We start from the raw sequence: 26,060 nt of genomic DNA on the forward strand, positions 1-26,060 counted from the left end.
CTAGGGTCCACCACAGTTCGCTAACGGCACGGATTTCGACTGCCCTACGCTGGGCGCATGACGTCTCGAGTCATCCCTTCCGCAGCCGCAGGCTTTTTGGCGGCCGAGGCCGTCATCGCGGGACTGATCGTTGCGAACATGCGACCGTTGCTGCTTCCTGTCACGGCCGACCTGAGCGGCGGCATTACCCTGACGGCGGTTAACCTCGGCACCGCAGTTGTCGTGTTGCTCGCGTTCGCCGCGCTCTGCCAGGGGGCCGCAGTGCTGTGGCCGACCCCGGTGATCAGATGGGTCGAATGGTCGCAGGTGTCTGGCGTGACGGTGTTCCTTCTGGCGCAACTCAATGGAATCCGGGATGTCGCAACCCTCGTCGCGCTCTACGCGCTCACTGCCGGGGCGAGCCTGTTTCTCGTGCTGCATGAGCGCGTGGGCGCCAGCCGGTGGCCGTTCGCGCTGGGGGCTGCGGTCGGGATCGTGCCATGGGGTGTCATCGCCTTCTACCAGATTGGTGCGATCGTGGTGGGGGAAAGTCCTGACCTGCTCATCCGGGTGATCACAGTCGCAATGATCGCGGTATCGGTCGTGTACTGGCTGGCCGCCTTTCACTGCCGGCGTGCGGGGTGGGCTCATCCGGTGCTGATCGCGATCAGTGTTAGCGTTTTCGCATGGCTGGTCGTTGGGCTGCCGAATTAGTGATGCGCCCTTAGTCGCATACCTGTCAGGATGCCGCGCTGAGTCCAAGAAAATTCCCTACCGTGGGCGAAACCGACTCGCGGTCCAGCCCGGATAAAGGTCCTCTGTCGCACCTGGCCAGTATCGTGTGAGCAAGCGTGGGGAAAGGGGGCTGCAGGGATGCATGAGATTGTCTGCCCACACTGTGGCAAGGCCTTTACCATCGACGAGGCCGGCTATGCCGACATCGTCAAGCAGGTCCGCGATAGCGAGTTCGAGCAGCAGCTGCATGAGCGCCTCGAGCTGGCCGAACAGGACAAGCAGAAGGCTGTAGAGCTCTCGGAGATGAAGGCGGCCGGCGAGCTGCAGACGGCTGTCGCGGCCAAGGACGCCGAGATTCAGAAGCTGACGTCGAAGCTCGATGCTGGCGACGTTGCTCAGAAGCTCGCCGTGACCGAGGCTCTCGCCGTTGTGGAGAAGCAGCGCGTCGCGCTTGCGAATGAGCTCGAGCAGGCCAAGCGGGATAAGCAGACCGCCGCAGAGCTTGCCGAGGCGAAGCTCATGAACGAGCTGCAGAAGACTGCCGGGGCGAAAGACGCAGAGATCCAGGGGCTGACTGCGAAGCTCGCGGCAATCGAGGTTGAGCAGAAGCTTGCAATAACCGAGGCGGTCGGTTCGGTCGAGAAGGAGCGCGACGAACTGAGGAACGGGCTGGAGCGGATGGAGCTTGAGAAGCAGCTCTCCGAAAAGTCACTGAAAGACAAATTTGAGACTCAGATCAAAGATCGCGATGATGCGATTGAGCGTCTGCGCGACCTGAAAGCGCGGTTGTCGACCAAGATGGTCGGCGAAACCCTTGAGCAGCACTGTGACACCGAGTTCAACCGCATTCGGGCCACCGCGTTTCCGCGGGCGTACTTCGAGAAGGATAACGACGCGCGAACCGGGAGCAAGGGCGACTACATCCTCCGTGATTCCGATGACGCCGGTACCGAGATTGTCTCCATCATGTTCGAGATGAAAAACGAGAACGACACCACCGCGACGAAGCATAAGAACGAGGACTTCCTGAAGGAGCTCGATAAAGACCGCAGTGAGAAGGGCTGCGAATACGCGGTGCTGGTCTCGCTTCTCGAACCCGAAAGCGAGCTCTACAACACGGGGATCGTGGATGTGTCTCACCGCTATCCGAAGATGTATGTCGTGCGCCCGCAGTTCTTCATCCCGATCATCACGGTGCTGCGAAACGCCGCGCTGAACTCGCTGAAGTACAAGTCGGAGCTTGCACTCGTCAGGTCGCAGAACATCGATATCACGAACTTCGAAGACGAACTTGAGGATTTCAAGTCTGGGTTCGCAAGAAACTTCGACCTCGCCACCAGGCGCTTCCAGACGGCGATCGACGAGATCGATAAGTCGATCGATCACCTGCAGAAAACGAAAGAGGCACTGCTCGGCACCAACCGCAATCTCAGGCTCGCCAACGATAAGGCGCAAGATGTCACGATCAAGAAGTTGACGCGAGGTAACCCAACGATGGCGGCGAAGTTCGACGACCTCAGGGCCGCCGACTCTGCCGACGAGCACTGAGCGCCTCGACCGAAGCGAACGTTCGCACCGTAAGAGTTCTCCCCAGCGGACACCTGAGTGCCAGCATCCACGTTGCAAAATCGCCGACCGCGCGGCGCAGGAGTGTGTAAGACTGCAGAGGCAGCGTCGCCTCTCACTCGGTGCGTCGAAATTTTTGGCCAGCCCACCGGCTACCGAAAGTCTGCCCTGGTTATGGCCATGATCATGGCTGACCGGTAGCCGAGTCGTGTGGGTGAGTGAGAGAAGGTTGCAATGCCGTCATTTCGTGTCAGAGACTTCCATCCCGAAGATGTCGAAGGCATCCTGCACCTGTGGGAGGAGATGCGAGACTCGCCCGCCGAGCCCGTCTACGGCCTGTCCGAGGTGCTGGCCTCGTGCCAGGAAGATCACGCCGTCGTGGCCATCCACGATGACATGGTGATTGGTGCCGCCGTGGGTCGAGCCGCGCACGCCCAGGGCTGGATCGTATTTCTGTCGACCACGCCGGCCTGGCAGGAGAAGGGTGTCGGCCGCGCTTTACTGGGCGCGCTTGAGCGCAAAATGGCGCCGTACGGTCTCTCGAAGCTCTCCGCGCTGCTGCCTGATACGGCCATGCGAGTGGATGCTTTCGTCGATCAGGGCTTCGAGGTCAAGAAGAACCTGCGCTACTTCGAGCGCGAGATCCCCGTTCAGCGCAAGGAGCTCAGTGTGCTTTCCGAGGTCGGCGGGCGATTGATGGCTCGGGGGCTGTGGGACGAGATCGGGGGCATGGCGAAGGAGAAGGAACTGCTGGAACGGCGACTCGTGATGCCGCTCTCCAAACCAGACCTCGCCGAGAGCTATGGGGTAGTGCCGCCGCGTGCGGTGATGCTGTTCGGACCTCCCGGCACGGGCAAGACGACCTTCGCCCGGGCGATCGCGTCCCGCCTGGAGTGGTCGTTCATCGAGGTGTTCCCCTCGCGGCTTGCGGTCGATCCGAAGGGACTGGCCGGGGCTCTTCGAGAAACCTTCCTCAAGATCGCCGACCTTGAACACGCCGTCGTGTTCATCGATGAGGTCGAGGAGATCGCCGCGCAGCGCAGCGGCGAGCCGCCGTCGCCCCTGCAGGGCGTCACCAACGAGCTGTTGAAGATCATCCCGGCGTTCCGGGAACAGCCGGATCGCCTGCTCGTGTGTGCGACCAACTTCATCCGGGCCCTCGACTCGGCGTTCCTGCGCCACGGCAGGTTCGACTACGTGATTCCCATCGGGTTGCCCGACGAGGCGGCGCGCAGATCGATCTGGGAGCGCTACATCCCGGCGAGTGCGGCGTCGCAGATCGATCTCGGCGCCCTTGTGGCGCGCACGGACGGGTTCTCCCCCGCCGACATCGAGTTCTCGGCCCGCAAGGCTTCCCAGAGTGCACTCGAAAAGACCTTCTATCCGGATGACTCCGGCGCCACGGTCACGGGGCCGGTGACCCTCGACTATCTGGAGGCGATCACGGCAACTCGAGCCACGGTGTCTCGGGATGTCGCGGCGGAGTTCCTGCAGGACATCGAGCTGCTCGCGCGGCTCTGACGACGGTTCTGACGCCGGGCCTGGCGAAGCGTGCCAGTCGAGGTATTCGGGGCGCCTTTCAGCTCGCGGCATCCAATTCGACAAGCCTGGTCGCCGTCAGCTCGTCCACGACAAGGTGCGTGATCACTCCGGCGCGCAGTGCCGCCAGCAACGGGATGACCTTACTGTCACCCGCGACAGCACACACTCGACGCGGCACCCGGCGAAGTTCGGCGGGAGTCGGCCCGGTTGCACGTTCGTTCAATGAGAGGTCTTCATAAGTTCCGTCGGCCCGGAGGAAAACAGTGCACACGTCACCCACGACACCCTCGGCTTCAAGTATGTCGATGTCCTCGGGTTCGAGGTATCCCGCTGAGTAGACGTGGCTGGGCACCTCCCCGGTGACGGCTCCAATGGAGAACAACACGATGTCGGCCTTGCGCTGGACGTCCAGTACGCGAGCCACTGAGCGTTCGCACCACATCGCCTTTCGAGTCGCGGCGTAGTCGAAGAAGGCCGGCACGGGGAACAGGTGCACGCTGGCGTCGAAGGCGTCCCCGAAGCGCGAGATGAGGCTGCCGACATACTCCGCGCCGGAGGTGCGGTTATTGGCCGCGCCGTTGAGTTGCACAATAGAGCTTCCCCGCGTCGGTTTCCTGCCTAAATGCTGGGAAATTGCACCCAGTGTGGTTCCCCAGGCGACCCCGAGCACCATGTCTGAATCAAACCACCCGGTCAGCATCCTGGCGGCGGTGAGCGCAACCTGCTCCAGCCGTTCGGCCACTGACGCCGAGTCGACGACCGGCACGACGAACACCTCGACATCGAACTGGCTTGAGATGTACTGGCCGACCCCTGGCCCCCGGCTGGGTGTCGGCCTCAACGTGATCTCTACCAGCCCGCTCGCCCTGGCCTGCTTGAGCAGGCGAGACACACTTGACCGGGACATATGCAGCCTGCTTGCGATGGTCTCCATCTTGATGTCCTGGAGGTAATACATGGAGGAGGCGGCCAGCAATGTCTCTTCGCGATCCATGACATCCATTCTGCACGTACGTGCAAGTTGGCTGCTCAGTTTGCCAAGCAGTGGCACCAGCGTAATACGCTGCTGAACGGCGCCGAATGTGACGCCCCGAGATTGCGAAGCACTGAGAACCGAGAGCCAGGAGCAGCCATGACCGACAGCCGCCTCACCCGCGGGTCGCGCGAACGGGCACTCGACCGTCTGGCTGCCAGCGTCACCCCCGGCGAGGAACTCGACATCCTCGTCATCGGCGGGGGAGTCACGGGAGCGGGAATCGCGCTCGACGCCGTGAGCCGCGGACTCTCTGTGGCCGTGGTCGAGGCGCAGGACTGGTCATCGGGCACCTCCAGTCGCTCCAGCAAACTGGTGCACGGCGGCCTGCGCTATCTCCAGATGCTCGATTTCAAACTGGTGCTTGAGGCGCTCAAGGAGCGCGATCTCCTGCTCACCGACATCGCCCCGCACCTCGTTCGTCCACTGCCGTTCCTCTACCCGCTGCGCCATCGCGTATTCGAGCGCGCCTTTGTCGGGGCCGGCATCCTGCTCTATGACCTGCTGGCGAGTGTTCGCAAAGGCAAGCGTGCCCTGCCGTTTCACCGCCACCTGTCACGTCGAGCGCTGACTGAAACGTTCCCCGATCTCGCGAAGAACGCTGCGGTCGGAGCGATCGAATACTGGGACGCAAATGTCGACGACGCCAGATTCGTGTTGACTGTGATGCGCACCGCAACCGGGCGTGGGGCACACGCCGCGTCGCGCACCCAGGTCGTCGAACTCACCAAGAATGCGGCGGGGCACGTCGATGGTGCGGTTCTCACCGACCTGGAGACCGGCCGATCATTCCCCGTCAGGGCGAAGTCTGTGATCAGCTCGACGGGCGTATGGACGGAGGAGTCGCAGGCGCTCGCCGGTGAAGATGGTGGCCTACGGGTGTTGGCGTCGAAGGGCATCCATATCGTCGTGCCTCGTGACCGGATTTCCGGCAAGGCCGGGCTCATCCTACAAACCTCCAAGAGTGTGCTGTTCGTCATCCCGTGGTCGCGCTACTGGGTCATCGGCACGACCGACACCCCATGGACCGAAGATCTGATGAATCCGGTGTCTACGGCTACCGATATCGACTATGTCATCGCGGAAGCGAATAAAGTTCTCGCCCACCCGATCAGCCACGCCGACGTCGTGGGCACCTGGGCGGGGCTGCGCCCGCTGCTGCAGCCGGGCACTAAAGAGGGCACCCAGTCGGCGAAGGTCTCTCGCGAGCACACCGTCGCCTCCCCGGTTCCCGGCCTGGTCTCGATTGCCGGTGGCAAATTCACCACCTACCGCGTGATGGCGAAGGATGCTGTCGACTTCGCGCTCGGTGCCGGTGCGAAATCCCGCCCGTGCGTCACTGAGGGTATTCCGCTGATCGGTGCAGACGGGTTCCGCACAGCCGAGAACGAGATGCGCTCCATCATCGATGGTCTCGGCTGGAGCGCGCAGATGACCGACCATCTGTTCCACCGATACGGGGCGAACATCCGCGATATCGCTGAGATTGCCCAGCGCGATCCGGGACTTGCGGCGCCGCTTGAGCATGCGCCCGCGTACCTGCGGGCCGAAATTGTGTACGCCATGACCCACGAGGGGGCGTTGCACCTCGATGACCTCATGATGCGCCGAACCCGCATGGTCTACGAATACCTGAATGAGGCGATGGATGCCCTCCCCGAGGTCGCGGCGTTGGCGCAGGCCACCCTCGGCTGGAGTGACGAGCAGGCCGCGCACGAGACCGAGCTCTATCGCACGAGAGCAGCCGCCGATGCGGACGCGGCGCGCCAGCCCGATGACGCGAGTGCCTCCCGCGCGCGAGCTACCGCTCCCGAGATCGTGCCCATGATCGATTTAGGCGCTGGCTCCGGACGGTAGCGCAGTAGGCAGTACACCAGTCCAGCTCATCTCATCCCATCTCAATGGAGAGACCAGTACGCCATGCAGAAATTCGTCATGTCAATCGACCAAGGAACCACGAGTTCCCGAGCGGTGGTGTTCGATCATTCCGGCGAGATCGTCTCCGTCGGCCAGCTCGAACATGAGCAGATTTTTCCCCGCGCGGGGTGGGTCGAGCATGATCCGCTCGAGATCTGGGCGAAGGTGCGTGAGGCCGTTGGCATCGCCCTCAGCCGCGCCAACGTGACGGCCGATGACCTCGTGGCCGTGGGTATCACCAACCAGCGTGAGACTACGGTCGTGTGGAACAGGCACACGGGCATCCCGGTTACCAATGCCATTGTCTGGCAAGACACCCGCACCCAGAAGATCGTCGAGGAGCTCGCCGGCACCATCGGCCCCGATCGCTATAAGCAGATCGTCGGCCTTCCGCTGGCGACGTACTTCGCCGGACCGAAGATCATGTGGATCCTCGAGTTCATCGACGGCGCCCGCCGGGCTGCTGACCGTGGCGAGTTGATGTTCGGCACCATCGACACCTGGCTGCTGTGGAACATGACCGGGGGCGTCGATGGCGGCATCCACGTCACTGATGTCACTAATGCCTCGCGCACCATGCTGATGGATCTCGACACCCTGACGTGGCGTGACGATATCGCCGCCGACATGAGCATTCCGATGTCGATGCTGCCCGAGATCCGATCATCGTCAGAGGTGTACGGCCACGGCAGGGCCCACGGCTTGCTTCCCGGGGTGCCGATTGCCGGCATCCTCGGTGACCAGCAGGCCGCCACCTTCGGCCAGGCCTGTTTCAGCGTGGGCATGGCGAAGAACACCTATGGCACCGGCAACTTCTTGCTGCTGAACACCGGCACCCGCCGCGTTGACAGTACGCATGGTCTGCTGACGACGGTCTGCTACAAGATCGGCGATGCGCCGCAGGTCTATGCCCTGGAGGGCTCGATTGCCGTGACGGGTTCCCTCGTGCAGTGGCTGCGCGACAACCTCGGCATGTTCGCGGATGCGCCGGACATCGAGACGCTGGCGCGCGAGGTCGACGACAACGGTGGCGCCTACTTCGTGCCCGCCTTCTCCGGTTTGTTCGCACCCTATTGGCGACCGGATGCCCGTGGCGCACTCCTCGGATTGACCCGGTATGTCACCAAGAGCCACATCGCCCGCGCTGCACTCGAGGCGACCGCATTCCAAACCCGCGAGGTGATGGACGCGATGAACGCCGATGCCGGAGTTGACCTCGCCGAGCTGCGTGTCGACGGGGGGATGGTCGCCAACGAGTTGCTCATGCAGTTCCAGGCCGACCAGCTCGGGGTGGATGTCATCCGCCCGCGTGTCACCGAGACCACTGCCCTCGGCGCGGCCTTCGCGGCGGGTATCGCCGTTGGCTTCTGGGAGGGAGAGCAGGACGTCATCGATAACTGGTCCGAGGGCAAAAGATGGTCGCCCGAGATGCCGGGATTCGAACGGGACCAGCTGTATCGCAATTGGAAGAAGGCCGTCACGAAGACCATGGGCTGGGTCGACGCTGACGTGGAAATTTAAAAGGAATTCTGTAATGACCCCTACACAAAGGAGTGACATGAAATCGTCCATGCTCAAGAGAAACAGCTTCTGGCTGGCGCTATCACTAGTGCTTGTCGTGCTGTCGGCGATCGGGGCGTCTATCGTCCAGACCTCGGCATACTCGATCACCGTCAAGGACATGAGCTGGGAGACGGCCTCGGGCGAGTCCATGAGTGCTCTGCTCTACAAGCCGAACAGCGTCTCCGCCGATAACCCTGCGCCGGCCATTGTTGTCGCGCACGGGTGGTGGAACAACAAAGAGATGCAGGATGCGAACTACGTCGAGCTTGCGCGACGGGGGTACGTCGTCGTCTCGATCGACATGTACGGTCATGGCGACTCCGACTACCTGCCGAATGCAGATCTCGCGGTCGGCGGAACGGGCATGTACGACGCCGTGAAGCTGGTGGCAGATCTGCCGTACGTGCAGCAGGACAAGATCGGTGTTTCGGGTCACTCGAACGGAGCCCGAGCCGCCAACTTCTCGATCGCGATCGATAATGAGGCCGATAAACCGCTGATCGCCGCGCTTCTGCTCGTCGACAACGACGCCGTGTATGCGGATGAGGCTGGCGCTTTTACTAACGTCTATGGCGCACGCGACACCGGGATCATTGCCGACCAGTACGACGAGTTCTTCTTCCGCAGCTACAGCGCCGAGGGCGCCGTGCTCACTCCGCCTCGCGAGTACATTGGCACGCCCAATGCGCAGTCGTTCCTGAACTTCGGCGCCGAGGGTACCGAAAAGCGCACAGCTGGCGAGTTCTACACCGACCAGGTTGACGGCGACGAGGCGATGCGCGTCATCTACACCCCGGCCGAGACCCACCCGTGGGGCACCATCTCGAAGTCGACTGTGGCAAGCCAGATTGAATTCTGGGATGAGGCATTCGGAGCGCCGAACCCCATCGCAGCGGGCACTCAGGTGTGGCAGGTGAAGGAAGTCTTCACGACCCTCGGGCTCATCGGCTTCGGGATATTCCTGCTCGCCTTCACGCGTGCGCTGCTCACTACTCGAGCGTTCGCCGGTCTGAAATACGACGGTGTCAGAGAGCTCGCCGCGAACAGCCGCAGGGGCCATTCCTGGTTCTGGGGAGGGCTCGTTGCTTCGGCATTCGCGTCAGCTATCACCTACGTACTGCTCAGCCAGAGCCCGATCATGGGTGGTATCGCCTTCAACGTCATCCCTACGATCTTCACGCAGGGCGCGGTGTTCTTCATCGCGACGTGGGCGGCGCTCAACGGCATCATCGGCCTGGTAATCATGACGGTCTCCTACCACCTGTTCGGTAAGAAGAACGGCATGGACCTGCGTGACGCCGGTGTGCTGCCGGGCTGGAGGAAATTCTTCCACGGCATCGGCCTCGGGGCTGTGGTGGTCACCGCAGCATTCGGGATCGTGTTCGTACTCGACTACTTCTTCAAGACCGACTTCCGGCTCTGGGTGATCGCGATCAAGGCCTTCGGTCCTGACAAGCTCTGGATCGGTTTGCTATACGTGCCCTTCTTCCTGGTCTACTTCCTCGCGAACTCGGTGGCCATCAACGCCTTCAACCGGTTCACGATCCGGGGCAAGGAGTGGGGCAACACCGCGGTTCTTGCGCTGTTCAACTCGCTGGCACCGATCATCCTGGTGGTCGCCCAGTACACGAACTTCTTCATCACCGGCCAACCCATTCCGGGCTTCGGGGGCATCTTCAGCATCTGGCTGTTCCCCGTGATTGTGATCCTGGCCGTTGCTGCGGTGATCTCGCGCAAGATCTACCGCGCGACGAACAACCCGTACATCGGTGGATTTATCATGGCCGCAGTGGTGACTCTGATGTCGGTGAGCAACACCCTCACGGTCACGTATTAATCCTCGACCGGTCAGTGGTGGCCGGTCGTTGACAGGAGGCCCCGGCCCGCTCGCGCGGGTTGGGGTCTTCTCTATGTGTCGTCGGTCGCGCCATCACCCCCTAGCGCCGGCCCTTCGATGCACTTCCCGGTAACGGTGCATCACCACATGCAGCACGCCCTCAGGCACCGAGGGGTCGTCGGGCGACCGTGCCTGCAGGCTTCCCGCTGCCAAATGAAGGAGATAGTCGCATCCTGAACCCATTGGTGCGGCCGTGCCCACCCGTTCACAGGAATCTCCTTCATTTGGCAGCTGGTGGGCGGTGACCCCTGACGCGGCGACGGCTGGCTATGTCAGGGTGGCTCCTAGTGATAACTCCTGCAGCTCCCGGCAGAAGTCGGACTAGACACCAGGGTCATTGCGGCAGCCCGGATTGACCGTGAGGAAGTGCGCGCGTTCTCAACGCTCGGGAATGGCTGAGCCCCGCCCCCGGTTGTACATTCCGATACATACGCATAGAACTAGGAGATGAAGATGACAGTCGAGTTCGGGTTAGACACCTTCGGTGACGTCACGGTCGAGGAAGACGGTGCTGCCGTCAGCCAGGCGCAGGTCATCCGGAATCTCGTCTCTGAGGCCGTTATGGCCGACGAACTCGGCATTGACTTCATCGGCGTGGGGGAGCATCATCGCCTGGACTTCGCCGTCTCGGCACCCGAGGTGGTGCTGGCTGGTATTGCCACAGCCACCAGGAAGATTCACCTCGGTTCCGCCGTGACGGTATTGAGTTCGGATGACCCGATCCGGGTGTTCCAGCGTTTTGCCACCGTCGATGCGCTCTCGAATGGTCGCGCCGAGGTCATCCTGGGCCGCGGATCGTTCACCGAGTCGTTCCCGCTTTTCGGCTTTGACCTGGGGCGCTACGAGCAGCTCTTCGAAGAGAAACTCGACCTGTTTTCCGAGTTGCTGAAGGAGCAGCCCGTCACCTGGGCCGGCGAGCTTCGCCCGCCGTTGACCGAACAGAACGTGTATCCACGCACCGAGGGCGGTCACCTGAAGACGTGGATCGGTGTGGGGGGAAGCCCTGAGTCCGTGGTTCGCGCCGCACGGTATGGCATGCCCCTGGTGCTGGCGATCATCGGCGGTGACCCCGCACGGTTTGCCCCCTACGTCGACCTGTTCCATCGTGCCCTCGCGCAGCTCGAGAAGCCTGACCTCCCGATCGCCGTGCATTCCCCGGGCTTCATCGCCGACACCGATGACCAGGCTGCCGAGCAGTATTGGTCGCACCACCGGGTCATGCGTGACCGCATTGGTGCCGAGCGAGGCTGGCCACCGACGACGAAGGATGAGTTTGCGAACGAGATCGGGCACGGCTCGATCTACCTCGGTTCGCCCGAGACGGTCGCCCGCAAGCTCGCGAAGACCATCTCGACCCTCGGCATCCAGCGCTTCGACCTGAAGTACAGCGCCGGAACCCTGCCACACGAGCTCATGATGCGCTCGATCGAGCTTTATGGTTCGAAGGTCATTCCCATGGTGAAAGACATGCTGGCCTGATTCGGGTCTACGGGTTGTCGGCTGTGTCCGGAACAACGGCGACCGCGACGGACCTGGACCGGCGACGCTTCACCGCCACCACGATGATCGCGATGACGCCGAGGAACACGAGCCATGGCAGCGCCACCCCGAGGGCAACCAGGAGCCCGGCGAAGAAGGCAACGAAAGCATTCCAGCCGGCTATCAGGGCGGAGAAGAAGTTGTCGGGCTCAGCGACGGGAGCCGTGAAGTCGGAGACGAGATTCAGCGTTACCGTCGAGAGGCTGACCTGGTCGGCGTAGTAGCGTCGTTGGCTCTCGAGGCTCTCGAGCTCGGTCTGGCGATCGGAGATCGCGGTCTCGAGGGTGATGAGGTTCTCGGTATCGGTGGCCGTGGCGAGCAGGCCGAGCAGGCGGTCGATGGATGCCGTCAGGGCCTTGATCCGGGCATCCAGATCCTGGGTTGCCATCGTGACATCGGACGAGTTGAGCGACACCTCCTGCACCGCGCCCAGCTTCCTGAGCTTGTCGAGGGTCGCGGTCAGCGTGTCCGACGGGATGCGCAGCGTCAGCGTCGCGCTCCCCTCGTTGCCGTTGATCGGGGCGGTCTCCGTGCGGCCATCGACCCTGCCCCCGGACTGCTCGGTGATGCGGATCGCTTCTGCTGCGGCATCCATCGGCTTCTCGACCGTGATGGTGACGTAACCGGTGGTGATGACCTGCCGGTCTGGGGTGGCGATGGTGTCGGTCTGCACGAACTCCGTACTTTGGCTATCGCGCAACAACTCGGGGGCCTTTTCGACGCTCACCGAACCTCCGCTCGCGTCGCTCGCGCCGGAGGTGGCCGAACAGCCCGCAAGCGCGAGAGTGGCCACGATTGCTGCTGCCGGGATGAACATTATTCGCCTCATAACATCACCGTACTTTCACGGTAGGCAAGTCACTACCCAACGTTTTCTATCAGTTTCTCGTCACCTGTCAAGGGCTCGCATGCCGACAGGCGACCGACATACCGTGGTGGCGCGGGGCGTGACCCGCAGCCATCGTGAACGATGTGACAATTCGAGGAGATAACCATGGGATTCCTGGACAACGCCAGAGACGCAGCCGAGGCCGCAGGAAAGAAGGTCGGCGAGTTCGCGGACGACACCAAGGAGCGCGTCAGCGATAAGGTCGACGAGGTCAAGGCCGACGCCGAAGTGAAGCGCGCCGAGGGCGATGTGAAGCGTGCCGAAGCCGAGCGCGACTCGACCAAAGCCAAGAACGACTTCAAGGAAGACCTGCGCAACTAGGGTCTCCCTTTGGCGCATCCGCGCAGGTCTGTCGCATCCGCGCACGGGCGCCCGTGCGCGGATGCGACAGACCTGCGCGGATGCGCCAAAGGGAGACCCTAGTTGCGCAGGTCTTCCTTGAAGTCGTTCTTGGCTTTGGTCGAGTCGCGCTCGGCTTCGGCACGCTTCACATCGCCCTCGGCGCGCTTCACTTCGGCGTCGGCCTTGACCTCGTCGACCTTATCGCTGACGCGCTCCTTGGTGTCGTCCGCGAACTCGCCGACCTTCTTTCCTGCGGCCTCGGCTGCGTCTCTGGCGTTGTCCAGGAATCCCATGGTTATCTCCTCGAATTGTCACATCGTTCACGATGGCTGCGGGTCACGCCCCGCGCCACCACGGTATGTCGGTCGCCTGTCGGCATGCGAGCCCTTGACAGGTGACGAGAAACTGATAGAAAACGTTGGGTAGTGACTTGCCTACCGTGAAAGTACGGTGATGTTATGAGGCGAATAATGTTCATCCCGGCAGCAGCAATCGTGGCCACTCTCGCGCTTGCGGGCTGTTCGGCCACCTCCGGCGCGAGCGACGCGAGCGGAGGTTCGGTGAGCGTCGAAAAGGCCCCCGAGTTGTTGCGCGATAGCCAAAGTACGGAGTTCGTGCAGACCGACACCATCGCCACCCCAGACCGGCAGGTCATCACCACCGGTTACGTCACCATCACGGTCGAGAAGCCGATGGATGCCGCAGCAGAAGCGATCCGCATCACCGAGCAGTCCGGGGGCAGGGTCGATGGCCGCACGGAGACCGCCCCGATCAACGGCAACGAGGGGAGCGCGACGCTGACGCTGCGCATCCCGTCGGACACGCTGACCGCGACCCTCGACAAGCTCAGGAAGCTGGGCGCGGTGCAGGAGGTGTCGCTCAACTCGTCCGATGTCACGATGGCAACCCAGGATCTGGATGCCCGGATCAAGGCCCTGACGGCATCCATCGACCGCCTGCTCGGCCTGCTCGCCACGGCCACCGATACCGAGAACCTCATCACCCTCGAGACCGCGATCTCCGATCGCCAGACCGAGCTCGAGAGCCTCGAGAGCCAACGACGCTACTACGCCGACCAGGTCAGCCTCTCGACGGTAACGCTGAATCTCGTCTCCGACTTCACGGCTCCCGTCGCTGAGCCCGACAACTTCTTCTCCGCCCTGATAGCCGGCTGGAATGCTTTCGTTGCCTTCTTCGCCGGGCTCCTGGTTGCCCTCGGGGTGGCGCTGCCATGGCTCGTGTTCCTCGGCGTCATCGCGATCATCGTGGTGGCGGTGAAGCGTCGCCGGTCCAGGTCCGTCGCGGTCGCCGTTGTTCCGGACACAGCCGACAACCCGTAGACCCGAATCAGGCCAGCATGTCTTTCACCATGGGAATGACCTTCGAACCATAAAGCTCGATCGAGCGCATCATGAGCTCGTGTGGCAGGGTTCCGGCGCTGTACTTCAGGTCGAAGCGCTGGATGCCGAGGGTCGAGATGGTCTTCGCGAGCTTGCGGGCGACCGTCTCGGGCGAACCGAGGTAGATCGAGCCGTGCCCGATCTCGTTCGCAAACTCATCCTTCGTCGTCGGTGGCCAGCCTCGCTCGGCACCAATGCGGTCACGCATGACCCGGTGGTGCGACCAATACTGCTCGGCAGCCTGGTCATCGGTGTCGGCGATGAAGCCCGGGGAATGCACGGCGATCGGGAGGTCAGGCTTCTCGAGCTGCGCGAGGGCACGATGGAACAGGTCGACGTAGGGGGCAAACCGTGCGGGGTCACCGCCGATGATCGCCAGCACCAGGGGCATGCCATACCGTGCGGCGCGAACCACGGACTCAGGGCTTCCCCCCACACCGATCCACGTCTTCAGGTGACCGCCCTCGGTGCGTGGATACACGTTCTGTTCGGTCAACGGCGGGCGAAGCTCGCCGGCCCAGGTGACGGGCTGCTCCTTCAGCAACTCGGAAAACAGGTCGAGTTTCTCTTCGAAGAGCTGCTCGTAGCGCCCCAGGTCAAAGCCGAAAAGCGGGAACGACTCGGTGAACGATCCGCGGCCCAGGATGACCTCGGCGCGACCATTCGAGAGCGCATCGACGGTGGCAAAACGCTGGAACACCCGGATCGGGTCATCCGAACTCAATACCGTCACGGCGGAACCGAGGTGAATCTTCCTGGTGGCTGTGGCAATACCAGCCAGCACCACCTCGGGTGCCGAGACGGCGAAGTCCAGGCGATGATGCTCCCCCACGCCGATGAAGTCAATGCCGAGTTCGTCGGCCATAACGGCCTCAGAGACGAGATTCCGGATGACCTGCGCCTGGCTGACGGCAGCACCGTCTTCCTCGACCGTGACGTCACCGAAGGTGTCTAACCCGAACTCGACTGTCATCTTCATCTCCTAGTTCTATGCGTATGTATCGGAATGTACAACCGGGGGCGGGGCTCAGCCATTCCCGAGCGTTGAGAACGCGCGCACTTCCTCACGGTCAATCCGGGCTGCCGCAATGACCCTGGTGTCTAGTCCGACTTCTGCCGGGAGCTGCAGGAGTTATCACTAGGAGCCACCCTGACATAGCCAGCCGTCGCCGCGTCAGGGGTCACCGCCCACCAGCTGCCAAATGAAGGAGATTCCTGTGAACGGGTGGGCACGGCCGCACCAATGGGTTCAGGATGCGACTATCTCCTTCATTTGGCAGCGGGAAGCCTGCAGGCACGGTCGCCCGACGACCCCTCGGTGCCTGAGGGCGTGCTGCATGTGGTGATGCACCGTTACCGGGAAGTGCATCGAAGGGCCGGCGCTAGGGGGTGATGGCGCGACCGACGACACATAGAGAAGACCCCAACCCGCGCGAGCGGGCCGGGGCCTCCTGTCAACGACCGGCCACCACTGACCGGTCGAGGATTAATACGTGACCGTGAGGGTGTTGCTCACCGACATCAGAGTCACCACTGCGGCCATGATAAATCCACCGATGTACGGGTTGTTCGTCGCGCGGTAGATCTTGCGCGAGATCACCGCAGCAACGGCCAGGATCACAATCACGGGGAACAGCCAGATGCTGAAGATGCCCCCGAAGCCCGGAATGGGTTGGCCGGTGATGAAGAAGTTCGTGTACTGGGCGACCACCAGGATGATCGGTGCCAGCGAGTTGAACAGCGCAAGAACCGCGGTGTTGCCCCACTCCTTGCCCCGGATCGTGAACCGGTTGAAGGCGTTGATGGCCACCGAGTTCGCGAGGAAGTAGACCAGGAAGAAGGGCACGTATAGCAAACCGATCCAGAGCTTGTCAGGACCGAAGGCCTTGATCGCGATCACCCAGAGCCGGAAGTCGGTCTTGAAGAAGTAGTCGAGTACGAACACGATCCCGAATGCTGCGGTGACCACCACAGCCCCGAGGCCGATGCCGTGGAAGAATTTCCTCCAGCCCGGCAGCACACCGGCGTCACGCAGGTCCATGCCGTTCTTCTTACCGAACAGGTGGTAGGAGACCGTCATGATTACCAGGCCGATGATGCCGTTGAGCGCCGCCCACGTCGCGATGAAGAACACCGCGCCCTGCGTGAAGATCGTAGGGATGACGTTGAAGGCGATACCACCCATGATCGGGCTCTGGCTGAGCAGTACGTAGGTGATAGCTGACGCGAATGCCGAAGCAACGAGCCCTCCCCAGAACCAGGAATGGCCCCTGCGGCTGTTCGCGGCGAGCTCTCTGACACCGTCGTATTTCAGACCGGCGAACGCTCGAGTAGTGAGCAGCGCACGCGTGAAGGCGAGCAGGAATATCCCGAAGCCGATGAGCCCGAGGGTCGTGAAGACTTCCTTCACCTGCCACACCTGAGTGCCCGCTGCGATGGGGTTCGGCGCTCCGAATGCCTCATCCCAGAATTCAATCTGGCTTGCCACAGTCGACTTCGAGATGGTGCCCCACGGGTGGGTCTCGGCCGGGGTGTAGATGACGCGCATCGCCTCGTCGCCGTCAACCTGGTCGGTGTAGAACTCGCCAGCTGTGCGCTTTTCGGTACCCTCGGCGCCGAAGTTCAGGAACGACTGCGCATTGGGCGTGCCAATGTACTCGCGAGGCGGAGTGAGCACGGCGCCCTCGGCGCTGTAGCTGCGGAAGAAGAACTCGTCGTACTGGTCGGCAATGATCCCGGTGTCGCGTGCGCCATAGACGTTAGTAAAAGCGCCAGCCTCATCCGCATACACGGCGTCGTTGTCGACGAGCAGAAGCGCGGCGATCAGCGGTTTATCGGCCTCATTATCGATCGCGATCGAGAAGTTGGCGGCTCGGGCTCCGTTCGAGTGACCCGAAACACCGATCTTGTCCTGCTGCACGTACGGCAGATCTGCCACCAGCTTCACGGCGTCGTACATGCCCGTTCCGCCGACCGCGAGATCTGCATTCGGCAGGTAGTCGGAGTCGCCATGACCGTACATGTCGATCGAGACGACGACGTACCCCCGTCGCGCAAGCTCGACGTAGTTCGCATCCTGCATCTCTTTGTTGTTCCACCACCCGTGCGCGACAACAATGGCCGGCGCAGGGTTATCGGCGGAGACGCTGTTCGGCTTGTAGAGCAGAGCACTCATGGACTCGCCCGAGGCCGTCTCCCAGCTCATGTCCTTGACGGTGATCGAGTATGCCGAGGTCTGGACGATAGACGCCCCGATCGCCGACAGCACGACAAGCACTAGTGATAGCGCCAGCCAGAAGCTGTTTCTCTTGAGCATGGACGATTTCATGTCACTCCTTTGTGTAGGGGTCATTACAGAATTCCTTTTAAATTTCCACGTCAGCGTCGACCCAGCCCATGGTCTTCGTGACGGCCTTCTTCCAATTGCGATACAGCTGGTCCCGTTCGAATCCCGGCATCTCGGGCGACCATCTTTTGCCCTCGGACCAGTTATCGATGACGTCCTGCTCTCCCTCCCAGAAGCCAACGGCGATACCCGCCGCGAAGGCCGCGCCGAGGGCAGTGGTCTCGGTGACACGCGGGCGGATGACATCCACCCCGAGCTGGTCGGCCTGGAACTGCATGAGCAACTCGTTGGCGACCATCCCCCCGTCGACACGCAGCTCGGCGAGGTCAACTCCGGCATCGGCGTTCATCGCGTCCATCACCTCGCGGGTTTGGAATGCGGTCGCCTCGAGTGCAGCGCGGGCGATGTGGCTCTTGGTGACATACCGGGTCAATCCGAGGAGTGCGCCACGGGCATCCGGTCGCCAATAGGGTGCGAACAAACCGGAGAAGGCGGGCACGAAGTAGGCGCCACCGTTGTCGTCGACCTCGCGCGCCAGCGTCTCGATGTCCGGCGCATCCGCGAACATGCCGAGGTTGTCGCGCAGCCACTGCACGAGGGAACCCGTCACGGCAATCGAGCCCTCCAGGGCATAGACCTGCGGCGCATCGCCGATCTTGTAGCAGACCGTCGTCAGCAGACCATGCGTACTGTCAACGCGGCGGGTGCCGGTGTTCAGCAGCAAGAAGTTGCCGGTGCCATAGGTGTTCTTCGCCATGCCCACGCTGAAACAGGCCTGGCCGAAGGTGGCGGCCTGCTGGTCACCGAGGATGCCGGCAATCGGCACCCCGGGAAGCAAGCCGTGGGCCCTGCCGTGGCCGTACACCTCTGACGATGATCGGATCTCGGGCAGCATCGACATCGGAATGCTCATGTCGGCGGCGATATCGTCACGCCACGTCAGGGTGTCGAGATCCATCAGCATGGTGCGCGAGGCATTAGTGACATCAGTGACGTGGATGCCGCCATCGACGCCCCCGGTCATGTTCCACAGCAGCCAGGTGTCGATGGTGCCGAACATCAACTCGCCACGGTCAGCAGCCCGGCGGGCGCCGTCGATGAACTCGAGGATCCACATGATCTTCGGTCCGGCGAAGTACGTCGCCAGCGGAAGGCCGACGATCTGCTTATAGCGATCGGGGCCGATGGTGCCGGCGAGCTCCTCGACGATCTTCTGGGTGCGGGTGTCTTGCCAGACAATGGCATTGGTAACCGGGATGCCCGTGTGCCTGTTCCACACGACCGTAGTCTCACGCTGGTTGGTGATACCCACGGCCACGAGGTCATCGGCCGTCACGTTGGCGCGGCTGAGGGCGATGCCAACGGCCTCACGCACCTTCGCCCAGATCTCGAGCGGATCATGCTCGACCCACCCCGCGCGGGGAAAAATCTGCTCATGTTCGAGCTGGCCGACGGAGACGATCTCGCCGGAATGATCGAACACCACCGCTCGGGAACTCGTGGTTCCTTGGTCGATTGACATGACGAATTTCTGCATGGCGTACTGGTCTCTCCATTGAGATGGGATGAGATGAGCTGGACTGGTGTACTGCCTACTGCGCTACCGTCCGGAGCCAGCGCCTAAATCGATCATGGGCACGATCTCGGGAGCGGTAGCTCGCGCGCGGGAGGCACTCGCGTCATCGGGCTGGCGCGCCGCGTCCGCATCGGCGGCTGCTCTCGTGCGATAGAGCTCGGTCTCGTGCGCGGCCTGCTCGTCACTCCAGCCGAGGGTGGCCTGCGCCAACGCCGCGACCTCGGGGAGGGCATCCATCGCCTCATTCAGGTATTCGTAGACCATGCGGGTTCGGCGCATCATGAGGTCATCGAGGTGCAACGCCCCCTCGTGGGTCATGGCGTACACAATTTCGGCCCGCAGGTACGCGGGCGCATGCTCAAGCGGCGCCGCAAGTCCCGGATCGCGCTGGGCAATCTCAGCGATATCGCGGATGTTCGCCCCGTATCGGTGGAACAGATGGTCGGTCATCTGCGCGCTCCAGCCGAGACCATCGATGATGGAGCGCATCTCGTTCTCGGCTGTGCGGAACCCGTCTGCACCGATCAGCGGAATACCCTCAGTGACGCACGGGCGGGATTTCGCACCGGCACCGAGCGCGAAGTCGACAGCATCCTTCGCCATCACGCGGTAGGTGGTGAATTTGCCACCGGCAATCGAGACCAGGCCGGGAACCGGGGAGGCGACGGTGTGCTCGCGAGAGACCTTCGCCGACTGGGTGCCCTCTTTAGTGCCCGGCTGCAGCAGCGGGCGCAGCCCCGCCCAGGTGCCCACGACGTCGGCGTGGCTGATCGGGTGGGCGAGAACTTTATTCGCTTCCGCGATGACATAGTCGATATCGGTAGCCGTAGACACCGGATTCATCAGATCTTCGGTCCATGGGGTGTCGGTCGTGCCGATGACCCAGTAGCGCGACCACGGGATGACGAACAGCACACTCTTGGAGGTTTGTAGGATGAGCCCGGCCTTGCCGGAAATCCGGTCACGAGGCACGACGATATGGATGCCCTTCGACGCCAACACCCGTAGGCCACCATCTTCACCGGCGAGCGCCTGCGACTCCTCCGTCCATACGCCCGTCGAGCTGATCACAGACTTCGCCCTGACGGGGAATGATCGGCCGGTCTCCAGGTCGGTGAGAACCGCACCATCGACGTGCCCCGCCGCATTCTTGGTGAGTTCGACGACCTGGGTGCGCGACGCGGCGTGTGCCCCACGCCCGGTTGCGGTGCGCATCACAGTCAACACGAATCTGGCGTCGTCGACATTTGCGTCCCAGTATTCGATCGCTCCGACCGCAGCGTTCTTCGCGAGATCGGGGAACGTTTCAGTCAGCGCTCGACGTGACAGGTGGCGGTGAAACGGCAGGGCACGCTTGCCTTTGCGAACACTCGCCAGCAGGTCATAGAGCAGGATGCCGGCCCCGACAAAGGCGCGCTCGAATACGCGATGGCGCAGCGGGTAGAGGAACGGCAGTGGACGAACGAGGTGCGGGGCGATGTCGGTGAGCAGGAGATCGCGCTCCTTGAGCGCCTCAAGCACCAGTTTGAAATCGAGCATCTGGAGATAGCGCAGGCCGCCGTGCACCAGTTTGCTGGAGCGACTGGAGGTGCCCGATGACCAGTCCTGCGCCTCGACCACGGCCACAGAGAGTCCGCGGCTCACGGCGTCGAGCGCGATTCCCGCTCCCGTGACTCCCCCGCCGATGACGAGGATGTCGAGTTCCTCGCCGGGGGTGACGCTGGCAGCCAGACGGTCGAGTGCCCGTTCGCGCGACCCGCGGGTGAGGCGGCTGTCGGTCATGGCTGCTCCTGGCTCTCGGTTCTCAGTGCTTCGCAATCTCGGGGCGTCACATTCGGCGCCGTTCAGCAGCGTATTACGCTGGTGCCACTGCTTGGCAAACTGAGCAGCCAACTTGCACGTACGTGCAGAATGGATGTCATGGATCGCGAAGAGACATTGCTGGCCGCCTCCTCCATGTATTACCTCCAGGACATCAAGATGGAGACCATCGCAAGCAGGCTGCATATGTCCCGGTCAAGTGTGTCTCGCCTGCTCAAGCAGGCCAGGGCGAGCGGGCTGGTAGAGATCACGTTGAGGCCGACACCCAGCCGGGGGCCAGGGGTCGGCCAGTACATCTCAAGCCAGTTCGATGTCGAGGTGTTCGTCGTGCCGGTCGTCGACTCGGCGTCAGTGGCCGAACGGCTGGAGCAGGTTGCGCTCACCGCCGCCAGGATGCTGACCGGGTGGTTTGATTCAGACATGGTGCTCGGGGTCGCCTGGGGAACCACACTGGGTGCAATTTCCCAGCATTTAGGCAGGAAACCGACGCGGGGAAGCTCTATTGTGCAACTCAACGGCGCGGCCAATAACCGCACCTCCGGCGCGGAGTATGTCGGCAGCCTCATCTCGCGCTTCGGGGACGCCTTCGACGCCAGCGTGCACCTGTTCCCCGTGCCGGCCTTCTTCGACTACGCCGCGACTCGAAAGGCGATGTGGTGCGAACGCTCAGTGGCTCGCGTACTGGACGTCCAGCGCAAGGCCGACATCGTGTTGTTCTCCATTGGAGCCGTCACCGGGGAGGTGCCCAGCCACGTCTACTCAGCGGGATACCTCGAACCCGAGGACATCGACATACTTGAAGCCGAGGGTGTCGTGGGTGACGTGTGCACTGTTTTCCTCCGGGCCGACGGAACTTATGAAGACCTCTCATTGAACGAACGTGCAACCGGGCCGACTCCCGCCGAACTTCGCCGGGTGCCGCGTCGAGTGTGTGCTGTCGCGGGTGACAGTAAGGTCATCCCGTTGCTGGCGGCACTGCGCGCCGGAGTGATCACGCACCTTGTCGTGGACGAGCTGACGGCGACCAGGCTTGTCGAATTGGATGCCGCGAGCTGAAAGGCGCCCCGAATACCTCGACTGGCACGCTTCGCCAGGCCCGGCGTCAGAACCGTCGTCAGAGCCGCGCGAGCAGCTCGATGTCCTGCAGGAACTCCGCCGCGACATCCCGAGACACCGTGGCTCGAGTTGCCGTGATCGCCTCCAGATAGTCGAGGGTCACCGGCCCCGTGACCGTGGCGCCGGAGTCATCCGGATAGAAGGTCTTTTCGAGTGCACTCTGGGAAGCCTTGCGGGCCGAGAACTCGATGTCGGCGGGGGAGAACCCGTCCGTGCGCGCCACAAGGGCGCCGAGATCGATCTGCGACGCCGCACTCGCCGGGATGTAGCGCTCCCAGATCGATCTGCGCGCCGCCTCGTCGGGCAACCCGATGGGAATCACGTAGTCGAACCTGCCGTGGCGCAGGAACGCCGAGTCGAGGGCCCGGATGAAGTTGGTCGCACACACGAGCAGGCGATCCGGCTGTTCCCGGAACGCCGGGATGATCTTCAACAGCTCGTTGGTGACGCCCTGCAGGGGCGACGGCGGCTCGCCGCTGCGCTGCGCGGCGATCTCCTCGACCTCATCGATGAACACGACGGCGTGTTCAAGGTCGGCGATCTTGAGGAAGGTTTCTCGAAGAGCCCCGGCCAGTCCCTTCGGATCGACCGCAAGCCGCGAGGGGAACACCTCGATGAACGACCACTCCAGGCGGGACGCGATCGCCCGGGCGAAGGTCGTCTTGCCCGTGCCGGGAGGTCCGAACAGCATCACCGCACGCGGCGGCACTACCCCATAGCTCTCGGCGAGGTCTGGTTTGGAGAGCGGCATCACGAGTCGCCGTTCCAGCAGTTCCTTCTCCTTCGCCATGCCCCCGATCTCGTCCCACAGCCCCCGAGCCATCAATCGCCCGCCGACCTCGGAAAGCACACTGAGCTCCTTGCGCTGAACGGGGATCTCGCGCTCGAAGTAGCGCAGGTTCTTCTTGACCTCGAAGCCCTGATCGACGAAAGCATCCACTCGCATGGCCGTATCAGGCAGCAGCGCGGAGAGCTTCGAGAGACCGTACGGCGCCATTTTGCGCTCAAGCGCGCCCAGTAAAGCGCGGCCGACACCCTTCTCCTGCCAGGCCGGCGTGGTCGACAGAAATACGATCCAGCCCTGGGCGTGCGCGGCTCGACCCACGGCGGCACCAATCACCATGTCATCGTGGATGGCCACGACGGCGTGATCTTCCTGGCACGAGGCCAGCACCTCGGACAGGCCGTAGACGGGCTCGGCGGGCGAGTCTCGCATCTCCTCCCACAGGTGCAGGATGCCTTCGACATCTTCGGGATGGAAGTCTCTGACACGAAATGACGGCATTGCAACCTTCTCTCACTCACCCACACGACTCGGCTACCGGTCAGCCATGATCATGGCCATAACCAGGGCAGACTTTCGGTAGCCGGTGGGCTGGCCAAAAATTTCGACGCACCGAGTGAGAGGCGACGCTGCCTCTGCAGTCTTACACACTCCTGCGCCGCGCGGTCGGCGATTTTGCAACGTGGATGCTGGCACTCAGGTGTCCGCTGGGGAGAACTCTTACGGTGCGAACGTTCGCTTCGGTCGAGGCGCTCAGTGCTCGTCGGCAGAGTCGGCGGCCCTGAGGTCGTCGAACTTCGCCGCCATCGTTGGGTTACCTCGCGTCAACTTCTTGATCGTGACATCTTGCGCCTTATCGTTGGCGAGCCTGAGATTGCGGTTGGTGCCGAGCAGTGCCTCTTTCGTTTTCTGCAGGTGATCGATCGACTTATCGATCTCGTCGATCGCCGTCTGGAAGCGCCTGGTGGCGAGGTCGAAGTTTCTTGCGAACCCAGACTTGAAATCCTCAAGTTCGTCTTCGAAGTTCGTGATATCGATGTTCTGCGACCTGACGAGTGCAAGCTCCGACTTGTACTTCAGCGAGTTCAGCGCGGCGTTTCGCAGCACCGTGATGATCGGGATGAAGAACTGCGGGCGCACGACATACATCTTCGGATAGCGGTGAGACACATCCACGATCCCCGTGTTGTAGAGCTCGCTTTCGGGTTCGAGAAGCGAGACCAGCACCGCGTATTCGCAGCCCTTCTCACTGCGGTCTTTATCGAGCTCCTTCAGGAAGTCCTCGTTCTTATGCTTCGTCGCGGTGGTGTCGTTCTCGTTTTTCATCTCGAACATGATGGAGACAATCTCGGTACCGGCGTCATCGGAATCACGGAGGATGTAGTCGCCCTTGCTCCCGGTTCGCGCGTCGTTATCCTTCTCGAAGTACGCCCGCGGAAACGCGGTGGCCCGAATGCGGTTGAACTCGGTGTCACAGTGCTGCTCAAGGGTTTCGCCGACCATCTTGGTCGACAACCGCGCTTTCAGGTCGCGCAGACGCTCAATCGCATCATCGCGATCTTTGATCTGAGTCTCAAATTTGTCTTTCAGTGACTTTTCGGAGAGCTGCTTCTCAAGCTCCATCCGCTCCAGCCCGTTCCTCAGTTCGTCGCGCTCCTTCTCGACCGAACCGACCGCCTCGGTTATTGCAAGCTTCTGCTCAACCTCGATTGCCGCGAGCTTCGCAGTCAGCCCCTGGATCTCTGCGTCTTTCGCCCCGGCAGTCTTCTGCAGCTCGTTCATGAGCTTCGCCTCGGCAAGCTCTGCGGCGGTCTGCTTATCCCGCTTGGCCTGCTCGAGCTCATTCGCAAGCGCGACGCGCTGCTTCTCCACAACGGCGAGAGCCTCGGTCACGGCGAGCTTCTGAGCAACGTCGCCAGCATCGAGCTTCGACGTCAGCTTCTGAATCTCGGCGTCCTTGGCCGCGACAGCCGTCTGCAGCTCGCCGGCCGCCTTCATCTCCGAGAGCTCTACAGCCTTCTGCTTGTCCTGTTCGGCCAGCTCGAGGCGCTCATGCAGCTGCTGCTCGAACTCGCTATCGCGGACCTGCTTGACGATGTCGGCATAGCCGGCCTCGTCGATGGTAAAGGCCTTGCCACAGTGTGGGCAGACAATCTCATGCATCCCTGCAGCCCCCTTTCCCCACGCTTGCTCACACGATACTGGCCAGGTGCGACAGAGGACCTTTATCCGGGCTGGACCGCGAGTCGGTTTCGCCCACGGTAGGGAATTTTCTTGGACTCAGCGCGGCATCCTGACAGGTATGCGACTAAGGGCGCATCACTAATTCGGCAGCCCAACGACCAGCCATGCGAAAACGCTAACACTGATCGCGATCAGCACCGGATGAGCCCACCCCGCACGCCGGCAGTGAAAGGCGGCCAGCCAGTACACGACCGATACCGCGATCATTGCGACTGTGATCACCCGGATGAGCAGGTCAGGACTTTCCCCCACCACGATCGCACCAATCTGGTAGAAGGCGATGACACCCCATGGCACGATCCCGACCGCAGCCCCCAGCGCGAACGGCCACCGGCTGGCGCCCACGCGCTCATGCAGCACGAGAAACAGGCTCGCCCCGGCAGTGAGCGCGTAGAGCGCGACGAGGGTTGCGACATCCCGGATTCCATTGAGTTGCGCCAGAAGGAACACCGTCACGCCAGACACCTGCGACCATTCGACCCATCTGATCACCGGGGTCGGCCACAGCACTGCGGCCCCCTGGCAGAGCGCGGCGAACGCGAGCAACACGACAACTGCGGTGCCGAGGTTAACCGCCGTCAGGGTAATGCCGCCGCTCAGGTCGGCCGTGACAGGAAGCAGCAACGGTCGCATGTTCGCAACGATCAGTCCCGCGATGACGGCCTCGGCCGCCAAAAAGCCTGCGGCTGCGGAAGGGATGACTCGAGACGTCATGCGCCCAGCGTAGGGCAGTCGAAATCCGTGCCGTTAGCGAACTGTGGTGGACCCTAG

The 26,060-nt window shown here is 62.5% G+C and carries 20 protein-coding genes; 10 read left to right on the forward strand and 10 right to left on the reverse strand.

The window, feature by feature from the left end; translation table 11 throughout:
* Nucleotides 1-57: 57 nt before the first annotated feature.
* The 3 genes from RMN95_RS01050 to RMN95_RS01040 all read left to right on the forward strand — a co-directional run bounded on the left by RMN95_RS01050 (nucleotide 58) and on the right by RMN95_RS01040 (nucleotide 3,801).
* On the forward strand, nucleotides 58-693 hold the full coding sequence (locus tag RMN95_RS01050; protein WP_309615106.1) for a hypothetical protein: 636 nt from the start codon (nucleotides 58-60) through the stop codon (nucleotides 691-693).
* A gap of 159 nt (nucleotides 694-852) precedes the next feature.
* Nucleotides 853-2,262: a DUF2130 domain-containing protein gene (locus tag RMN95_RS01045; RefSeq protein WP_309615107.1), complete on the forward strand. Its 1,410-nt coding sequence runs from the start codon at nucleotides 853-855 to the stop codon at nucleotides 2,260-2,262.
* A 252-nt stretch (nucleotides 2,263-2,514) separates the two neighbouring features.
* Nucleotides 2,515-3,801, forward strand: a complete 1,287-nt coding sequence (locus RMN95_RS01040; RefSeq protein WP_309615108.1) for a bifunctional GNAT family N-acetyltransferase/ATP-binding protein — start codon at nucleotides 2,515-2,517, stop codon at nucleotides 3,799-3,801.
* A gap of 58 nt (nucleotides 3,802-3,859) precedes the next feature.
* Here the strand turns inward: RMN95_RS01040 and RMN95_RS01035 are convergent, their stop codons facing one another.
* Complete coding sequence (locus tag RMN95_RS01035; RefSeq protein ID WP_309615109.1) at nucleotides 3,860-4,816, reverse strand: sugar-binding domain-containing protein; 957 nt, start codon at nucleotides 4,814-4,816, stop codon at nucleotides 3,860-3,862.
* A 138-nt stretch (nucleotides 4,817-4,954) separates the two neighbouring features.
* On the opposite strand from RMN95_RS01035, the gene RMN95_RS01030 reads away from it, so the two are divergent.
* The 4 genes from RMN95_RS01030 to RMN95_RS01015 all read left to right on the forward strand — a co-directional run bounded on the left by RMN95_RS01030 (nucleotide 4,955) and on the right by RMN95_RS01015 (nucleotide 11,711).
* A complete protein-coding gene (locus tag RMN95_RS01030) occupies nucleotides 4,955-6,712 on the forward strand; it encodes a glycerol-3-phosphate dehydrogenase/oxidase (protein WP_309615110.1) in 1,758 nt (585 codons plus the stop codon).
* 63 nt (nucleotides 6,713-6,775) lie between these two features.
* A complete protein-coding gene (gene glpK, locus RMN95_RS01025; RefSeq protein ID WP_309615111.1) occupies nucleotides 6,776-8,293 on the forward strand; it encodes a glycerol kinase GlpK in 1,518 nt (505 codons plus the stop codon).
* Between the two features lie 37 nt (nucleotides 8,294-8,330).
* On the forward strand, nucleotides 8,331-10,172 hold the full coding sequence (locus RMN95_RS01020) for a CocE/NonD family hydrolase (protein ID WP_309615112.1): 1,842 nt from the start codon (nucleotides 8,331-8,333) through the stop codon (nucleotides 10,170-10,172).
* A 507-nt stretch (nucleotides 10,173-10,679) separates the two neighbouring features.
* Nucleotides 10,680-11,711 (forward strand): LLM class flavin-dependent oxidoreductase, encoded by a 1,032-nt coding sequence (locus RMN95_RS01015; RefSeq protein ID WP_309615113.1) that lies wholly within the window; start codon nucleotides 10,680-10,682, stop codon nucleotides 11,709-11,711.
* 7 nt (nucleotides 11,712-11,718) lie between these two features.
* On the opposite strand, the gene RMN95_RS01010 is transcribed toward RMN95_RS01015, so the two are convergent.
* On the reverse strand, nucleotides 11,719-12,600 hold the full coding sequence (locus RMN95_RS01010; RefSeq protein WP_309615114.1) for a DUF4349 domain-containing protein: 882 nt from the start codon (nucleotides 12,598-12,600) through the stop codon (nucleotides 11,719-11,721).
* Nucleotides 12,601-12,765: 165 nt separating this feature from the next.
* Here RMN95_RS01010 and RMN95_RS01005 point away from each other — a divergent pair, with 165 nt between their 5' ends.
* Entirely contained in the window at nucleotides 12,766-12,981 is a 216-nt protein-coding gene (locus RMN95_RS01005; protein ID WP_309615115.1) for a hypothetical protein, read from the forward strand.
* 98 nt (nucleotides 12,982-13,079) lie between these two features.
* Here the strand turns inward: RMN95_RS01005 and RMN95_RS01000 are convergent, their stop codons facing one another.
* A complete protein-coding gene (locus tag RMN95_RS01000) occupies nucleotides 13,080-13,295 on the reverse strand; it encodes a hypothetical protein (protein WP_309615115.1) in 216 nt (71 codons plus the stop codon).
* A 165-nt stretch (nucleotides 13,296-13,460) separates the two neighbouring features.
* On the opposite strand from RMN95_RS01000, the gene RMN95_RS00995 reads away from it, so the two are divergent.
* A complete protein-coding gene (locus RMN95_RS00995) occupies nucleotides 13,461-14,342 on the forward strand; it encodes a DUF4349 domain-containing protein (RefSeq protein WP_309615114.1) in 882 nt (293 codons plus the stop codon).
* 7 nt (nucleotides 14,343-14,349) lie between these two features.
* On the opposite strand, the gene RMN95_RS00990 is transcribed toward RMN95_RS00995, so the two are convergent.
* From RMN95_RS00990 to RMN95_RS00975, 4 genes are all read right to left on the reverse strand, one after another.
* Complete coding sequence (locus RMN95_RS00990; protein ID WP_309615113.1) at nucleotides 14,350-15,381, reverse strand: LLM class flavin-dependent oxidoreductase; 1,032 nt, start codon at nucleotides 15,379-15,381, stop codon at nucleotides 14,350-14,352.
* 507 nt (nucleotides 15,382-15,888) lie between these two features.
* The gene (locus tag RMN95_RS00985) at nucleotides 15,889-17,730 is read right to left on the reverse strand and encodes a CocE/NonD family hydrolase (RefSeq protein ID WP_309615112.1); all 1,842 of its coding nucleotides are present in this window, start codon (nucleotides 17,728-17,730) and stop codon (nucleotides 15,889-15,891) included.
* A gap of 37 nt (nucleotides 17,731-17,767) precedes the next feature.
* A complete protein-coding gene (glpK, locus tag RMN95_RS00980; protein ID WP_309615111.1) occupies nucleotides 17,768-19,285 on the reverse strand; it encodes a glycerol kinase GlpK in 1,518 nt (505 codons plus the stop codon).
* A 63-nt stretch (nucleotides 19,286-19,348) separates the two neighbouring features.
* Entirely contained in the window at nucleotides 19,349-21,106 is a 1,758-nt protein-coding gene (locus RMN95_RS00975; RefSeq protein ID WP_309615110.1) for a glycerol-3-phosphate dehydrogenase/oxidase, read from the reverse strand.
* Between the two features lie 138 nt (nucleotides 21,107-21,244).
* Between RMN95_RS00975 and RMN95_RS00970 the strand changes: the two genes are divergently transcribed.
* Nucleotides 21,245-22,201, forward strand: a complete 957-nt coding sequence (locus RMN95_RS00970; RefSeq protein WP_309615109.1) for a sugar-binding domain-containing protein — start codon at nucleotides 21,245-21,247, stop codon at nucleotides 22,199-22,201.
* A 58-nt stretch (nucleotides 22,202-22,259) separates the two neighbouring features.
* Here RMN95_RS00970 and RMN95_RS00965 read toward each other — a convergent pair whose 3' ends face one another.
* From RMN95_RS00965 to RMN95_RS00955, 3 genes are all read right to left on the reverse strand, one after another.
* Complete coding sequence (locus RMN95_RS00965) at nucleotides 22,260-23,546, reverse strand: bifunctional GNAT family N-acetyltransferase/ATP-binding protein (RefSeq protein ID WP_309615108.1); 1,287 nt, start codon at nucleotides 23,544-23,546, stop codon at nucleotides 22,260-22,262.
* Between the two features lie 252 nt (nucleotides 23,547-23,798).
* A complete protein-coding gene (locus RMN95_RS00960; RefSeq protein ID WP_309615107.1) occupies nucleotides 23,799-25,208 on the reverse strand; it encodes a DUF2130 domain-containing protein in 1,410 nt (469 codons plus the stop codon).
* Between the two features lie 159 nt (nucleotides 25,209-25,367).
* Nucleotides 25,368-26,003, reverse strand: coding sequence for a hypothetical protein (locus tag RMN95_RS00955; protein WP_309615106.1), 636 nt, complete (start codon nucleotides 26,001-26,003; stop codon nucleotides 25,368-25,370).
* Nucleotides 26,004-26,060: the final 57 nt, after the last annotated feature.

It is taken from the genome of Salinibacterium sp., from assembly GCF_031364185.1.
Classification (GTDB): domain Bacteria; phylum Actinomycetota; class Actinomycetes; order Actinomycetales; family Microbacteriaceae; genus Rhodoglobus.

What these genes read in the sequence shown, in the direction of transcription:
- RMN95_RS00995 (WP_309615114.1), top strand. Translation starts at nt 13,461, where the DNA reads ATGAGGCGAATAATGTTCATCCCGGCAGCAGCAATCGTGGCCACTCTC.
- RMN95_RS01000 (WP_309615115.1), bottom strand. Translation starts at nt 13,295, where the DNA reads ATGGGATTCCTGGACAACGCCAGAGACGCAGCCGAGGCCGCAGGAAAG.
- glpK (WP_309615111.1), bottom strand. Translation starts at nt 19,285, where the DNA reads ATGCAGAAATTCGTCATGTCAATCGACCAAGGAACCACGAGTTCCCGA.
- glpK (WP_309615111.1), top strand. Translation starts at nt 6,776, where the DNA reads ATGCAGAAATTCGTCATGTCAATCGACCAAGGAACCACGAGTTCCCGA.
- RMN95_RS01010 (WP_309615114.1), bottom strand. Translation starts at nt 12,600, where the DNA reads ATGAGGCGAATAATGTTCATCCCGGCAGCAGCAATCGTGGCCACTCTC.
- RMN95_RS01040 (WP_309615108.1), top strand. Translation starts at nt 2,515, where the DNA reads ATGCCGTCATTTCGTGTCAGAGACTTCCATCCCGAAGATGTCGAAGGC.
- RMN95_RS01035 (WP_309615109.1), bottom strand. Translation starts at nt 4,816, where the DNA reads ATGGATCGCGAAGAGACATTGCTGGCCGCCTCCTCCATGTATTACCTC.
- RMN95_RS01030 (WP_309615110.1), top strand. Translation starts at nt 4,955, where the DNA reads ATGACCGACAGCCGCCTCACCCGCGGGTCGCGCGAACGGGCACTCGAC.
- RMN95_RS00970 (WP_309615109.1), top strand. Translation starts at nt 21,245, where the DNA reads ATGGATCGCGAAGAGACATTGCTGGCCGCCTCCTCCATGTATTACCTC.
- RMN95_RS01005 (WP_309615115.1), top strand. Translation starts at nt 12,766, where the DNA reads ATGGGATTCCTGGACAACGCCAGAGACGCAGCCGAGGCCGCAGGAAAG.
- RMN95_RS00965 (WP_309615108.1), bottom strand. Translation starts at nt 23,546, where the DNA reads ATGCCGTCATTTCGTGTCAGAGACTTCCATCCCGAAGATGTCGAAGGC.
- RMN95_RS01020 (WP_309615112.1), top strand. Translation starts at nt 8,331, where the DNA reads ATGAAATCGTCCATGCTCAAGAGAAACAGCTTCTGGCTGGCGCTATCA.
- RMN95_RS01045 (WP_309615107.1), top strand. Translation starts at nt 853, where the DNA reads ATGCATGAGATTGTCTGCCCACACTGTGGCAAGGCCTTTACCATCGAC.
- RMN95_RS00960 (WP_309615107.1), bottom strand. Translation starts at nt 25,208, where the DNA reads ATGCATGAGATTGTCTGCCCACACTGTGGCAAGGCCTTTACCATCGAC.
- RMN95_RS00975 (WP_309615110.1), bottom strand. Translation starts at nt 21,106, where the DNA reads ATGACCGACAGCCGCCTCACCCGCGGGTCGCGCGAACGGGCACTCGAC.
- RMN95_RS00985 (WP_309615112.1), bottom strand. Translation starts at nt 17,730, where the DNA reads ATGAAATCGTCCATGCTCAAGAGAAACAGCTTCTGGCTGGCGCTATCA.
- RMN95_RS00955 (WP_309615106.1), bottom strand. Translation starts at nt 26,003, where the DNA reads ATGACGTCTCGAGTCATCCCTTCCGCAGCCGCAGGCTTTTTGGCGGCC.
- RMN95_RS01050 (WP_309615106.1), top strand. Translation starts at nt 58, where the DNA reads ATGACGTCTCGAGTCATCCCTTCCGCAGCCGCAGGCTTTTTGGCGGCC.
- RMN95_RS00990 (WP_309615113.1), bottom strand. Translation starts at nt 15,381, where the DNA reads ATGAAGATGACAGTCGAGTTCGGGTTAGACACCTTCGGTGACGTCACG.
- RMN95_RS01015 (WP_309615113.1), top strand. Translation starts at nt 10,680, where the DNA reads ATGAAGATGACAGTCGAGTTCGGGTTAGACACCTTCGGTGACGTCACG.